Genomic DNA, 12,790 nt, shown 5'->3' on the forward strand with positions numbered 1-12,790 from the left:
GACAAGAGATGAAAGCATACCAGCGTGAGTTTATTGAGTTTGCCTTAGAAAAAGAGGTGCTGAAGTTTGGTGAGTTTACTTTGAAATCAGGCCGAAAGAGCCCTTACTTCTTTAATGCTGGTTTGTTCAATACCGGCCGTGATCTGGCTCGTCTGGGTCGTTTTTATGCGGCTGCTCTGGTAGATTCCGGCATTGATTATGATGTGCTGTTTGGCCCTGCGTACAAGGGGATTCCAATTGCAACGACCACCGCTGTCGCTCTGGCGGATCACCATGATGTGGATACCCCATACTGTTTTAACCGTAAGGAAGCCAAAGACCACGGTGAAGGTGGAAATCTGGTGGGGAGTGCGCTGGAAGGCCGTATCATGCTGGTGGATGATGTTATTACCGCTGGTACTGCAATCCGTGAGTCCATGGAAATCATCAAAGCAAATGGTGCTGACCTGGCAGGTGTGCTGGTGGCTATCGACCGTCAGGAAAAAGGCAAGGGTGAGTTGTCTGCGATTCAGGAAGTGGAGCGCGACTTCGGCTGTTCAGTCGTGTCTATCGTAAGCCTGAGCGATCTGATTACTTATCTGGAAGAGAAAGGTGACAACCAGGAACAACTGGAAGCGGTAAAAGCGTATCGGGCTGAGTTCGGGGTTTAAACTCTTCGGATATTTTAAATCTGTTCTGATATAAAAGAATACAGATAGCCACTGGTTATCTGTATTCTTGGTATTGTATTTTACTGCTTATACCGACTTCCCATCGGTATTGATGGATCTTCCATTGTTTTAAACCGTTTATGCAGCCACATCCATTGTTCCGGCGCTCTTAGAATCACTTGTTCCATCTGCTTGTTCATAAAGGCTGCCGCCGCTTTTTCATCTTTCTGAGGGTAGTCTGGCTGAATATCTTCACTGACGATTAACTCGTATTTTCCCTGTGCATTTCTGAAGCTGGAGCCGGTCACCATTGCGGATTTACTGGTGTAAGCCAGAATACTGGTACCTGTCGTTGTGCAGGCATCTTTTACCGCGAAAAAGGGCACAAAGACGGATTTTCGACGACCATAATCCTGATCAGGCAGATACCAGAGCCGGTTTCCTCGTCTCAGTACCCGGATCATGCCTTTCAGGTCTTTTCTGTCGATAAGCTGATTGCCGGTTCTGGTACGCCCCCAGTGTTGGATAAAGTTGTAAGCTGGGTTGTTATGCGGGCGGTAGATGCCATATCCTGGCTTACCGACGACCGTAAAAGCGCGGGCGGTAATTTCCAGATTCAGGGCATGGACGCAACACAGCAGCACCCCTTTTCCCTGCTCTTCAAGGGATTCCAGTTGGGATGTGTCATGAGAAATGATCAGTCTTCTAAAACGCCAGTCTGGCCAGAACCAGGCAATAGCGGTTTCGATAAGTGCCAGCCCGGTATTTTTGAAATTCTCCGTTGTCAGAGTTTCAATTTCTTGTTCTGTCTTCTCCGGAAAGGCAAGCTCAAGATTACGCCGGGTAATATGAGCTCGTTTTTTCCCGAATTTCATTCCTAATATGCCGAGTCCTCTCCCTGTTTTATAAAGCAGAGAATAAGGAAAAAGATTGACGAGCAGAGCTAACAGGCCAAATCCAAACCAGACAGGCCAGTATTTCGGAGTCAGTAAAGAGGTCGAAAATTCAGGGGCGTTGTAATTACTCATTATTATCTCAGGATTCTTTTACAGGAGCGCTGTCATTACTGTATCTGCGCGCTCAGCAGTGCCCAGTATTCTTCAAAGTTTTCGGTTGGACGATATTTAAAATCGGAACGGACAAACCGGTTCAGGCTGCCTTCTACCTGCCCGAGAAGCTGGGCGGCGAGAATTTTTTCATCCACAGGAAAGGATTTTCCTTCACGAAGCTTACGTTCTCTCAGGACCTGACGGAGTTGAGTTTCGATGCGCTCGAATAATTGGTTAATACGGTCACGCAGGCGCTCATTTTCAAACATCAGGGCATGACCCGACAGGATTCGGGTTAAACCGGGGTTTCTTTCTGAGAAGGCGAGAATAAGTTGCAGGACTAAACGGATACGCTGCAGGGTATCTTTTTCATCATCCAGAATAAGGTTGATGCGAGACATAATCGCTTCTTCAATAAACTCGATTAAGCCTTCAAACATACGAGCCTTGCTGGGGAAGTGCCGATATAAAGCCGCTTCTGAAACACCCACCTGCTTGGCCAGTTTAGCTGTAGTGATACGTGAAGCCCCTTCGTTAGACTCCAGCATATGAGCAAGGGCCTGTAGTATTTCTTCACGACGATTGGATTTTTTTGTACCCGCCATAGTTCCGATTCCTTTAGACAACCTGTGGTTTATAATTTTTGTTCTAACTGCGGGAGTGCTCTGCCGGTTATTGACTGTAGAATAATGGGTTATAGAGCAAGGTATGACAGAGCACCCGAGGAGGTAATGTTACTGTTTACCTGAGTGACCAAAGCCACCCTCACCACGTTTTGTGGCTTCAAAATCTTCAACAATGCTGAATTCAGCCTGTACAACGGGAACAAATACCAGTTGAGCGATCCGGTCTCCCGGCTCAATAGTAAAAGCATCCTGACCACGGTTCCATACAGAAACCATCAACTGGCCCTGGTAATCAGAGTCAATCAGACCAACCAGGTTCCCCAGTACGATGCCGTGCTTATGTCCCAGCCCGGAGCGAGGCAGAATGGTGGCTGCCAGTTTTCGGTCAGCAATATGGATAGCAAGGCCGGTCGGGATCAGATGAGTCTGCCCAGGCTCTACGGTTAATGCATCATCAAGACAGGCGCGCAGATCCAGTCCCGCAGACCCTTCTGTTGCGTATGCAGGAAGGGGAAATTCGTTACCGATACGCTCGTCTAAAATTTTTAAGTCAATTTGTTTCATGAGTTTTATTAATTTAGCTGTTGTTGAAAATAGTTAAGTCGATCCCTGCCTTCGCAGGGATGACGATGTTTTCTGTACCCTGTATTCTCTCTAGTCTCTAGTCTCTAGTCTCTAGTCTCTAGTCTCTAGTCTCTAGTCTCTCGCTCACTGCTACCAGAATTTCCCGGCTTAACGCCAGCTTACTGTCCAGAGGCAGGTTCTTTTTACCGTCTCTCCAGTAAAGAGTCAGAGCATTGTCGTCGCTGTTAAAACCTTGTCCGCCTACGGAAACATCGTTCGCGCAGATCATATCCAGATTTTTACGTTCCAGTTTGCTGAGCGCGTATTGTTCTACATTCTGGGTCTCAGCCGCAAACCCTACCGTAAATGGCCGGTCGGTTTTGAGAGCTGAAACCGATGCAATGATATCCGGGTTTTTCACCATGGTGATAGTGAGGGTGTCACTGTCATCGGCTTTTTTCATCTTTTGCTCAGACACCATTTCCGGACGGTAATCCGCAACAGCGGCACAGCCGATAAAGATATCCGCATCTGTGGTTCGCGACATCACTTCCTGATGCATCTGCTGAGCGGTGTCGACATTGATGATGGAGACACCTGCAGGCGCTTCAATGGCGACCGGACCGCTGACAAGGGTGACATTCGCCCCCATCTCGGCAGCAGTTTGCGCTAGTGCATAGCCCATTTTTCCTGAACTATGGTTTGTGATGTAACGTACCGGATCCAGTGCTTCTCTGGTTGGGCCTGCCGTAAGAAGTAAGGACTTACCTTTTAATAAGTCAGAAGTGGCTTCTGGCTGGAAAAATGCTTCGCAGCGCTCAACTAAATCCATTGGCTGCAGCATGCGGCCGGGGCCGACATCACCACAGGCCTGTTCTCCGGCATCGGGCCCCCAGATATGCATGCCTCGTCGGCTCAGTGTGGCGATATTTTCCTGAGTCGCAATATTCTGGTACATCTGTTGGTTCATGGCCGGAGCCACAACCACTGGGGCATCGGTTGCCAGAACGGCTGTTGATACCAGATCGTTCCCCATGCCGGCAGCAACGCGAGCAATAAGATCTGCTGTGGCCGGAGCCAGAAGCACCATGTCTGCCCATTTGGCCAGTTCAATATGGCTCATTGAGGCTTCGGCCCTAGGGTCGAGCAGGCTTTCCGCAACCGGGTGGCCGGATATGGCCTGCATGGTCAGCGGAGTAATAAATTCTTTGGCTGCTTCGGTCATCACAATGTGTACCTCAGCACCTCGTTCCATAAGGCGTCTGGTGAGCTCCGCACACTTATAAGCGGCGATGCCACCACTGATCCCAAGAAGGATATTCTTTCCTGTCAGAGTTTGCATTGTCTGGTTCTCCAAAATTTCTGTGCAAACTTTACCACATTTTTTAGCGTGAATAATACAGGGATAAGTAAGTGGTCACTTGCACAGTGAAAAGATACACAGCGGATAATAGGGCTGTCATAACCTGAAATGTCTCCAGAAATGAAACATCAGAGTTGATTACTCTTCCGGCAGGCCTTTTATTGGCGAAAAGGATTGGAAAAACAGGAGTGTCTATGACCATCAAATCTCTTCCTCTGGAATCACAGCCAAGAGAAAAGTTACTCAGCCGTGGTGCTCAATCACTGTCCGATGCGGAGCTTCTCGCTATTTTTCTGCGTACCGGCATTAGGGGTATGAATGTGATAGAACTGGCTGATTATCTGCTGACGGACTTTGGCTCTCTGAGAAAGCTGTTTAGCTGCAGTAAAGAAGATTTCTGCAAGCATAAGGGGCTGGGGGAGGCGAAATATGTACAGTTGCAGGCGGTCGTGGAGATGACACAACGTTATCTTGGCGAAACGTTAAAAAAGGAAGGGGCGCTGACCAGTCCGCAGCATACGCAGATGTATCTCTCTAGCATGTTGAGGGACAGGCATCGGGAGGCGTTTTACGTTCTGTTTCTGGATAATCAGCACCGTGTGATCGGTGATGAAGTGATGTTTGAAGGCACTATTGATGCCGCCAGTGTTTATCCGAGAGAAGTGCTGAAGCGGGCTTTGGAGCATAATGCTGCTGCCGTTATTCTGGCACATAATCACCCTTCGGGGGTAGCCGAACCCAGTCAGTCTGACCGAAGGATTACGGACCGAATATCGGATGTGCTCGCTCTGGTGGATATCCGTGTTTTGGACCATTTTGTTATTGGTGACGGTGAGGTTATCTCCTTTGCCGAAAGAGGCTGGATATAAATCGCATTTTTTTGTTGTGAGCTGTGTAAATTCTGGTATGATCCGCGCACTATTTTTGAACACAATTCAGCTTTATACTCAAAAAAGATCTGCAAATCTTGTAAAAAGGATCTGTTCGGGTCTTGAGCAATGCATATCAAGTTAGTATAATGCGCGACCTTTGATAGCCTTGTGTGGATTTTCCATAGCGGTTTTTACCTCCGTTCTTTTCGAACAATAAGGAGGTCAGCCAGCAAGGTTGATATCGAGCTGAAACGATTTGGAGAAGACATTCATGTCCCGAGTATGCCAAGTAACTGGTAAGCGTCCAGTAACGGGTAACAACCGTTCACACGCACGAAATGCTACTAAGCGTCGTTTTCTGCCGAACCTACAAACTCATCGTTTCTGGGTAGAGAGCGAAAAACGTTTTGTTAAACTACGTCTATCTGCTAAAGGCATGCGTATCATCGATAAGAAAGGCATTGATGCTGTTCTTGTTGATATCCGTGCACGTGGCGAGAACGTATAAGAGGAATTGAGCAATGGCTAAAGGCATTCGTGAGAAAATTCGTCTAGTATCTTCTGCTGGTACTGGTCACTTCTACACTACTGACAAGAACAAGCGTAACATGCCAGGCAAATTTGAGATCAAGAAATTTGATCCAGTAGTTCGCCAGCATGTTGTGTATAAAGAAGCAAAAATCAAGTAATTGATTGTTAGCTTTTAGAACAGCGAAAACCCGGCTTATAGCCGGGTTTTTTTTTGACTTATATTTTGTCCTGCTAAATACTAAGAATTCTTATTCTTAGGTGACCTGTAATGAAACTATCCCGCCGTGGTTGGAATAACCTGCTGATCTTTGCCCTGATTATTTTTATGGTCGTTCTGAATCTGCCCAATGTGCTTAAATCTCGTTTGCAAGAGCAGGGGCCCGCTTATCCTTATCTGTTAAATCCTGATGCCACTGTTGAGCAGCTACATTTCTCCCGGTTGTCTTTAGAGCGACAGGGTGAAACCTGGGTGATGAATCAGGAAAGCACGATATCTGCAGCGGATCTGGCTTCGCGGTGGATATCTCTGGCTGGAACTGAGGTGGATGAAGATACTTTTTCTCAGCTTAAAGGTTCTCTTTCCAGCCCGGAGACAATAGAAGTGTGGTATCTGGATCAGGAAGAGCCGCAGAGGGTGACTTATTATCAGACTCCTAAATTCTGGTTGTTAAAGAACTGGCAGAACAAATGGATAGCGGTGTCCGTTGAAGATAGTTACCTGTTTCCTTTTTAAGTCGTAAGGAGTCGTTATGCCCGAGTTACCTGAAGTTGAAGTCAGCCGGATGGGTATTGAGCCTCACCTGCTGAATCAAACGATTCAGGCTATCGTTATCCGCCAGCCGAAGCTACGTTGGATGGTCTCTGAGGAGCTTAACCATCTGCAGGGTCAGGTCATTAAGGCGGTAAGGCGACGAGCGAAGTATCTGTTGCTGGAAACAGAGCAGGGGACGGTTATCGTTCATCTTGGTATGTCGGGTTCTCTTCGGGTACTGAATTCTGATCATCCTCACGGTAAACATGATCATATTGATCTGATTCTGGCGAATGGTAAACGGCTGCGTTATAACGATCCCCGCCGTTTCGGCGCATGGCTGTGGCAGGAGAAAGGCTCGATACATGAGTTGTTGGGGCACTTAGGGCCCGAGCCCCTGCAAGCCGAGTTTTCTGCGAGCTATATGCAGGAGAAAGCCAAAGGTAAGCGGGTGGCTATCAAACCGTTCATTATGGACAACAAAGTGGTGGTCGGCGTGGGTAATATTTACGCAAATGAATCTTTGTTTAGCTCTGCTATTCTCCCGACTACGCCAGCCGGAAAACTGACGTCAATACAGTGGGTAACACTGGTGGCAGCGATCAAAGCCGTTCTGGCCGATGCGATAAAACAGGGCGGGACGACCCTGCAGGACTTTTCCCAGGCAGATGGCAAACCGGGTTATTTTGCGCTCAAGCTTCAGGTGTATGGAAAAGCTGGCGAGCCCTGTCCTGTCTGTGGTGATATTATCCAGCAACAAAAAATAGGCCAGAGAAACAGTTATTTTTGTCCAACCTGCCAGCACTAGTTATTTTATTAATGTAGACGTACTTAATCACTATGAATTTCCAGAAGAATTTTTATCAGATAACCGGAGCGGTCAGCTTTACGGTGCTCCTTTCCGCAGTCCTTTTGCTTATTGGGCGGGTCATCTTCTTTTATCTGCAAGTGGATCCGGATATGCTGTCGGGGCGGGAAGTCGATCTGTTCAGAGCCTTCTGGGTAGGCAGCCGCTTTGATTTAAAAGTCGCCACTATAGGGTTTGCGCCGCTGTTTCTGCTTGGTTTGCTGGTGGCTGCGTTTCCAGTTGGGTTCAGTAAGCTCAGAAAGATACTTCCTTATTATGCTGCCGTTCTTTTTTTCTTACTCACTACTTTTAGTATCGGCAATTACTACTATTACACGACGTTTGGTAATTATATTGATGTGTTTGTCTTTGGTCTGTTTGATGATGATACCGGAGCGGTACTGACGAGCGTCTGGAGTGATTATCCGGTTCTGGTTGCTTTGCTGGCTGTGGCTGCGATTACTTTCCTGATGACGTTTATTGTCTCGCGCTTTCTGCGCCTGTCTGAGCGCTGGAGTATCAAGTCAATGCACTGGTCTTTGATGACGGTGGTCGTCGTTATTACTGTATTGGCCTATGCCTCTCTTGCCCGGGGATCGCTCACTATATTGCCCCTTAAGCGTTATCATGCCAGTGTGTCGGATTATGATGTACTGAATAAGCTCACGCCGAATGCATTTGTTGCTCTGGAATGGGCCCGGGCAGATTATAATAAGCAGGCGACCTTTGAACCGGTTACTGAAGATTTGGTGGTTGCTCAGATGCAGAAAGTGCTCCAGCAGCCAACGCCGGAATATACTACTCCGGTAAACTCATACCTTGCAGAGAACAAGCCCCATGTTGTTATGGCTTTGATGGAAGGTTTTGGGACCAATGTCTTGGTGGAAGATGATGCTAACAATAACGACTTATTGGGCTCGCTGCGTCCTGCTTTTCATGATGACTTTGTCTTCAAGCGCTTTCTGGCCGGTACCACCGCGACTATCGACACCATGGCTATGATGCTGTTTCACAGTAGTTCACCGAATATCAGTCGTTCCAGTGCTCAGAAAGTCAGACTGCCAAGCTCGGCAGTGTTGCCGTACAAAAAGGCTGGTTATGAGGTGGTATATATTACCGCTGGTAATGCGATGTGGCGTAATTTATTGAATTACCTGCCGTTGCAAGGCTTTGACCGAATCATTGACGAAAATACCTTGATACGGGAATACCCTGAGTCGGAAGCGTATTATGGAACCTGGGGTGTGCCGGATGAGTTCGCTTTCAAGTATGCCGAAAAGTTGATGAAAGAGTCAGAGAAGCCGTTAATGATTTATCTGCTGACGGTGACTAACCATTCTCCTTTTATGGTTCCGGAGAACTATCAGCCAAAGCCAGTTCAGCCAAGTCAGCGTCTGAACACATTACTGGGTCCAATGGCTGAGCATGGGAAAGCGCTGTTAGGCGCTTATCAGTATGCCAATAATGCTCTGGGCGATTTTGTGGCTTCTGTAAAATCCAGCGCTCTGAAAGATCGTACAGTGATTGCCGCGACAGGCGATCACCGTATGCGTTATCTCGATCCTAACCAGCCTGATGAACTGGCTATCAGCTTTAGTGTACCTTTCTATTTGTATGTGCCTGATGCGATTCGCAGCCATACGGATTTCACTTATGATGAAAAGCGTATTGGCTCGCATAAGGATATCTTCCCAACGCTGTATCATGCGAGTCTGTCGGATGCTGATTATATTTCTCTGGGTGGAAAAAATTTGTTATCTGCTAAGCCGTTACACAACTTTGGGTATAATAATGGGCAGGTTATCTCAGATGAAGGGGTATATCTGATGGCGAAGCCAGACCAGCTTTATCCGTGGGCCAGTGATGGTTTACATAATCTGACGCAGCCGGAACCAAATCCCACCCCTGAACTGGCGGCAGAATATCATAAACTACAGGATTACTATCTGCGCTGGCAGATTACCGAAGGTCTACGCTAATGAGCTTTTATAAGGAATGGGCGGTCAGCCCATTTCTTTGTGTTGAGACAGCTAAGCATTAATTGCTTTATTTTTAAGTGCTTTTTCAACGCTGTTTGGTACAAACTGACTCACGTCACCACCATGTAGAGCGACTTCCCGAACAATCGTCGAGGAAAGGAAAGTATATTCTTCGGAAGGGGTTAAAAAGACGCTTTCCAGTTCGGGCAGGAGTTTTCGGTACATATTGGTCAGGCCGAATTCATATTCAAAATCGATGGTTGTTCTCAGGCCCCGTACGAGCAGGTTTGCATTCTGCTGTTTGGCAAAGTCGACCAGCAAGCCTGAAAAGCCAACCGCAGAAATGTTGTTATATTCGCTGAACACGTCTTCGATCATCCCCACTCTTTCTTCCAGCGTGAACATGGTTTTTTTACTTGGACTGGCTGCTACGCCGATGATGACATGACCAAACATTTTGGCGGCTCGCAGGATCAGATCGATATGGCCGTTGGTTATCGGATCGAAGGTACCGGGGTAGATGACTGTTGATGTTGGTTTTTCAGACATGTCATAACTCACTTAAATGATAGGAAACAGAATGTTCTATTGCCCGAATGCTAACAAAAACACGGTGTTCTACCTATCTAAATTTCATGATTCGGGTAGTATTAGTTGCAGAGGACAGCAATAAACAATGAACAAGATGCAGAAGATTTTAGTGGTTCGTAATGACAAAATCGGTGATTTTATGTTGGCGTGGCCAAGTTTCGCGATGCTGAAACAGTCAATGCCGGATTGTCATATTACAGCTTTGGTTCCTGGCTATACGGTGGAGCTGGCAAAGCTATGCCCATGGATTGATGATGTGATACTGGATCCTACCAAAAAAGGAAGTAAGGAGCAGAAAAAGGCGTTAATAACGGAGCTTAAAAGTAAGCAATTTGATGCTTCCATTAACCTGTTTTCTACCACCTACAATGCTCTTTTAGTGTGGAAGGCTGGTATACCTTATCGTTTAGCTCCGGCAACAAAACTGGCCCAGATTTTTTATAATCATCGTCTTCGCCAGAAACGGTCACAATCAGCCAAACCTGAGTATCAGTACAACCTCGATCTAATACGTGAGTTTTTAGCCGATCAGAAAGTAGACATAAACGAGCCGTCAGCACCTTATCTTCGCTTTGAATCAGAACAACTGGCTGAGCAAAAGAAAAAGCTCGTCACTCAATTGGATATTTGTCCGGATAAGCGCTGGCTATTTGTGCATGCCGGGACGGGAGGATCGGCAAACAACCTGTCTCTTGAGCAGTATGCGGATCTGATAACGGCCATCGAGGCTGATTTTGAGCTGGTTATCACTGCAGGGCCGGGTGAAGAAGCAAAGGCCAGAGAGCTATTGACGAAGGTAAAGCTTCGGAATCGAAATGGTGTTATTTACGATAAAAATGATGGCCTTATAGACTTTACCCGTTCTATTGCCTGTGCAAATCTGTTTATGGCGGGTTCAACCGGGCCACTGCATATTGCTGCTGCGCTGGATGTTCCTACGGTTGGTTTTTTCCCAAGTAAACGCTCATCAACACCTCTGCGGTGGTTGCCTCTTAACTCGGAAGGTCGACATATTGCTTTTGCTCCTCCAAAAGGAGGGACAAAAGAAGAAGAAAGTGATATGAGTAAAGTGGATGTAAGAGAGGTCCTTCTACAGCTTAATCCTTGGGCTGCTCAGTACTTGTCCTGATCCAGAGGTCGGCGTATTTCACTAACGTAGAGTGCGCCGATAACAGAGACAGTAAGAAGCCTTGTTTACCGTCTAAAAAGCCCCGTTTCAGGATGTACATTTTTACAAAGCAGGCGAGCGCATGGATTACGCCAGAAGAAATACTGCTTTTTTTGCCTCGCTTTTCCCGCTGCTCTGCCCAGGCCTTAGCGTATCCTGCTGATTTGACCAGGTAATGGTGAAGGTCTTTATAGGTATAATGGATCGCATCACCGGAAAGAGCTTCTACGTTCATATCACTGGTCAGTTCTACTTTCTCATGCACGAGTGCATCGTCATATTGAGTCAGCGCTGTTGGGTAAAGGCGGGTTACCCTGTCCGGGTACCAGCCGCAATGACGAATATAACGGCCAAATACCCAGCTTAGGCGACACATTTGGTAGACAGTCTTTGGTTTGTTCGCCATAACAGCTTGCCTGATACTTTCTTTTAGTTCAGGCGTAACTCTTTCATCCGCATCCAGCCAGAGAACAAAATCAGACGTGACATACTGTTGGGCTAAGCGACGTTGTGGACCAAATCCGGGCCATTCATTATTCGTATAAAATTTGTCGGTATATTGTCGGGCAACCTGCTCAGTCTCATCGGTACTTCCTGAGTCCAGAATCACGATTTCATCTACCCATCCTTCCACGGTTTTTAAACAGGCATTCAGGTTATCAGCTTCATTTTTGACAATCAGTACAACGGCCAGCGTTGGTTTTTTAGTCGTGATGGTATCAGGCATCTGGTTTCCTATCCTGGAGGATGTGTTTAAAAGATAGCTTAACAGCGTCAAGCGTAATACTGTCCATGACATGAGCGCCTTTTACCCGGCAGCTCCATGGCAGTTGTTCCGCAGGTTTTCCGTGTTGTTCCTGAGCGAATTGTTCGTAGACACTGACTACGTATTGCTGGCTGTTATAAGGCCCGGTTCGCTTGGGATTACTGTGACCATACAGGCCGATAACCGGCGTTCCCTGAGTGGTGGCTATATGTGCCGGGCCGGAATCCGGCGCGAGAACGATGTCAGCCCGACCTAATACCGCTGTCAGTTGTTTAAGTGTGGTTTTTCCAACCAGATCAATCGCATTGTGCCGCATCTGACTCTGAATGGTATCTGCCAGTTTTCTCTCTCTTTCCGTTGGAGAGCCGCAGAATACGACGGTAAAGCCTTGCTCTGTCACCCAGTCGGCAAATGTCGCGTATCGGTCTGGCAGCCAGTTGCGTTCATCTTTGCTGGCTGCCGGGCAGATAGCGATTGCCTGCTGAGGGATAGTCTGTTCAGCAAACTGATGATCTTCTTCGCTCAAAGGAAGCTGCCACTCAGGTGATGTGCGCGGTATTCCCAGGTACTCGATAAAAGAGAAGAAGCTATCCAGTACATGCTGAGACTGAGTATCCGGAATTCTTCGGTTGGTAAACAGCCATTGTGCTTCTTTGGCCCGTTTAAAATTAAACCCTACCTTGTATCTCGCTTTTATCCCTAGGGTCAGCAGGCTGGAGCGCAGTGCAATCTGCATATGGATTAAGGCATCGAACTGCCGGCCTTTCAACTGGCTCCATACCGCCTGCATGCCTTTAAAGCCTGCTTTTTTATCAAACACGATGAGCTCAACATTTTCTAATCCATCCAGTAGTTGAGCCTCTACCTTGCCGATAATCCAGGTGATTTTAGTCTCAGGCCAGTGTTTTTGCAGTGCCTGTATCGCCGCAACGGCGTGGCAGATATCCCCGATAGCCGACAACCGTAAAAAGCAGACCGCTTTGGGCTGGGTGGAAAACAAAGGAGGTGCAGAAAAAAGCGACATCGGTTTGAT

The 12,790-nt window shown here is 47.2% G+C and carries 15 protein-coding genes; 8 read left to right on the forward strand and 7 right to left on the reverse strand.

Annotated features, from left to right (window positions below; all coding sequences use genetic code 11):
• Positions 1-8: 8 nt before the first annotated feature.
• A complete protein-coding gene (pyrE, locus tag DI392_RS12275; RefSeq protein ID WP_109320195.1) occupies positions 9-650 on the forward strand; it encodes an orotate phosphoribosyltransferase in 642 nt (213 codons plus the stop codon).
• An 80-nt stretch (positions 651-730) separates the two neighbouring features.
• Here pyrE and DI392_RS12280 read toward each other — a convergent pair whose 3' ends face one another.
• The 4 genes from DI392_RS12280 to coaBC form a co-directional block, all read right to left on the reverse strand.
• Positions 731-1,684, reverse strand: coding sequence for a Kdo(2)-lipid IV(A) acyltransferase (locus tag DI392_RS12280; RefSeq protein ID WP_425445695.1), 954 nt, complete (start codon positions 1,682-1,684; stop codon positions 731-733).
• 29 nt (positions 1,685-1,713) lie between these two features.
• Positions 1,714-2,304 carry a nucleoid occlusion factor SlmA gene (gene slmA, locus DI392_RS12285; protein ID WP_109320197.1) on the reverse strand — a complete coding sequence of 197 codons (591 nt, stop codon included), beginning with the start codon at positions 2,302-2,304 and terminating at the stop codon, positions 1,714-1,716.
• Positions 2,305-2,433: 129 nt separating this feature from the next.
• Positions 2,434-2,889, reverse strand: coding sequence for a dUTP diphosphatase (gene dut / locus DI392_RS12290; protein ID WP_109320198.1), 456 nt, complete (start codon positions 2,887-2,889; stop codon positions 2,434-2,436).
• A gap of 118 nt (positions 2,890-3,007) precedes the next feature.
• Positions 3,008-4,231, reverse strand: coding sequence for a bifunctional phosphopantothenoylcysteine decarboxylase/phosphopantothenate--cysteine ligase CoaBC (gene coaBC, locus DI392_RS12295; RefSeq protein WP_109320199.1), 1,224 nt, complete (start codon positions 4,229-4,231; stop codon positions 3,008-3,010).
• A gap of 215 nt (positions 4,232-4,446) precedes the next feature.
• On the opposite strand from coaBC, the gene radC reads away from it, so the two are divergent.
• The 6 genes from radC to DI392_RS12330 all read left to right on the forward strand — a co-directional run bounded on the left by radC (position 4,447) and on the right by DI392_RS12330 (position 9,232).
• The gene (radC, locus tag DI392_RS12305; protein ID WP_109320201.1) at positions 4,447-5,121 is read left to right on the forward strand and encodes a RadC family protein; all 675 of its coding nucleotides are present in this window, start codon (positions 4,447-4,449) and stop codon (positions 5,119-5,121) included.
• Positions 5,122-5,395: 274 nt separating this feature from the next.
• Positions 5,396-5,632 (forward strand): 50S ribosomal protein L28, encoded by a 237-nt coding sequence (gene rpmB, locus DI392_RS12310; RefSeq protein ID WP_109320202.1) that lies wholly within the window; start codon positions 5,396-5,398, stop codon positions 5,630-5,632.
• Between the two features lie 13 nt (positions 5,633-5,645).
• Positions 5,646-5,813, forward strand: a complete 168-nt coding sequence (gene rpmG, locus DI392_RS12315) for a 50S ribosomal protein L33 (protein WP_004728408.1) — start codon at positions 5,646-5,648, stop codon at positions 5,811-5,813.
• A 110-nt stretch (positions 5,814-5,923) separates the two neighbouring features.
• A complete protein-coding gene (locus tag DI392_RS12320) occupies positions 5,924-6,388 on the forward strand; it encodes a hypothetical protein (protein WP_109320203.1) in 465 nt (154 codons plus the stop codon).
• Positions 6,389-6,404: 16 nt separating this feature from the next.
• The gene (gene mutM / locus DI392_RS12325) at positions 6,405-7,214 is read left to right on the forward strand and encodes a bifunctional DNA-formamidopyrimidine glycosylase/DNA-(apurinic or apyrimidinic site) lyase (RefSeq protein ID WP_109320204.1); all 810 of its coding nucleotides are present in this window, start codon (positions 6,405-6,407) and stop codon (positions 7,212-7,214) included.
• A gap of 32 nt (positions 7,215-7,246) precedes the next feature.
• A complete protein-coding gene (locus tag DI392_RS12330; RefSeq protein ID WP_109320205.1) occupies positions 7,247-9,232 on the forward strand; it encodes an LTA synthase family protein in 1,986 nt (661 codons plus the stop codon).
• 51 nt (positions 9,233-9,283) lie between these two features.
• Here the strand turns inward: DI392_RS12330 and coaD are convergent, their stop codons facing one another.
• The gene (gene coaD / locus DI392_RS12335; RefSeq protein ID WP_109320206.1) at positions 9,284-9,781 is read right to left on the reverse strand and encodes a pantetheine-phosphate adenylyltransferase; all 498 of its coding nucleotides are present in this window, start codon (positions 9,779-9,781) and stop codon (positions 9,284-9,286) included.
• 136 nt (positions 9,782-9,917) lie between these two features.
• On the opposite strand from coaD, the gene DI392_RS12340 reads away from it, so the two are divergent.
• Complete coding sequence (locus tag DI392_RS12340; protein WP_109320293.1) at positions 9,918-10,952, forward strand: glycosyltransferase family 9 protein; 1,035 nt, start codon at positions 9,918-9,920, stop codon at positions 10,950-10,952.
• Here the strand turns inward: DI392_RS12340 and DI392_RS12345 are convergent.
• Positions 10,921-11,718: a glycosyltransferase family 2 protein gene (locus DI392_RS12345; RefSeq protein WP_109320207.1), complete on the reverse strand. Its 798-nt coding sequence runs from the start codon at positions 11,716-11,718 to the stop codon at positions 10,921-10,923. The genes DI392_RS12340 and DI392_RS12345 overlap by 32 nt on opposite strands.
• Entirely contained in the window at positions 11,711-12,781 is a 1,071-nt protein-coding gene (locus tag DI392_RS12350; protein WP_109320208.1) for a glycosyltransferase family 9 protein, read from the reverse strand. The genes DI392_RS12345 and DI392_RS12350 overlap by 8 nt, the downstream gene beginning before the upstream one ends.
• Between the last annotated feature and the right edge of the window lie 9 nt (positions 12,782-12,790).

The sequence above is a fragment of the Vibrio albus genome (genome assembly GCF_003144035.1).
GTDB lineage: Bacteria > Pseudomonadota > Gammaproteobacteria > Enterobacterales > Vibrionaceae > Vibrio > Vibrio albus.

Excerpts from the sequence above, each read along its gene's own strand:
- pyrE (WP_109320195.1), top strand. The coding sequence starts at position 9 with ATGAAAGCATACCAGCGTGAGTTTATTGAGTTTGCCTTAGAAAAAGAG.
- slmA (WP_109320197.1), bottom strand. The coding sequence starts at position 2,304 with ATGGCGGGTACAAAAAAATCCAATCGTCGTGAAGAAATACTACAGGCC.
- dut (WP_109320198.1), bottom strand. The coding sequence starts at position 2,889 with ATGAAACAAATTGACTTAAAAATTTTAGACGAGCGTATCGGTAACGAA.
- coaBC (WP_109320199.1), bottom strand. The coding sequence starts at position 4,231 with ATGCAAACTCTGACAGGAAAGAATATCCTTCTTGGGATCAGTGGTGGC.
- radC (WP_109320201.1), top strand. The coding sequence starts at position 4,447 with ATGACCATCAAATCTCTTCCTCTGGAATCACAGCCAAGAGAAAAGTTA.
- rpmB (WP_109320202.1), top strand. The coding sequence starts at position 5,396 with ATGTCCCGAGTATGCCAAGTAACTGGTAAGCGTCCAGTAACGGGTAAC.
- rpmG (WP_004728408.1), top strand. The coding sequence starts at position 5,646 with ATGGCTAAAGGCATTCGTGAGAAAATTCGTCTAGTATCTTCTGCTGGT.
- DI392_RS12320 (WP_109320203.1), top strand. The coding sequence starts at position 5,924 with ATGAAACTATCCCGCCGTGGTTGGAATAACCTGCTGATCTTTGCCCTG.
- mutM (WP_109320204.1), top strand. The coding sequence starts at position 6,405 with ATGCCCGAGTTACCTGAAGTTGAAGTCAGCCGGATGGGTATTGAGCCT.
- DI392_RS12330 (WP_109320205.1), top strand. The coding sequence starts at position 7,247 with ATGAATTTCCAGAAGAATTTTTATCAGATAACCGGAGCGGTCAGCTTT.
- coaD (WP_109320206.1), bottom strand. The coding sequence starts at position 9,781 with ATGTCTGAAAAACCAACATCAACAGTCATCTACCCCGGTACCTTCGAT.
- DI392_RS12340 (WP_109320293.1), top strand. The coding sequence starts at position 9,918 with ATGCAGAAGATTTTAGTGGTTCGTAATGACAAAATCGGTGATTTTATG.
- DI392_RS12345 (WP_109320207.1), bottom strand. The coding sequence starts at position 11,718 with ATGCCTGATACCATCACGACTAAAAAACCAACGCTGGCCGTTGTACTG.
- DI392_RS12350 (WP_109320208.1), bottom strand. The coding sequence starts at position 12,781 with ATGTCGCTTTTTTCTGCACCTCCTTTGTTTTCCACCCAGCCCAAAGCG.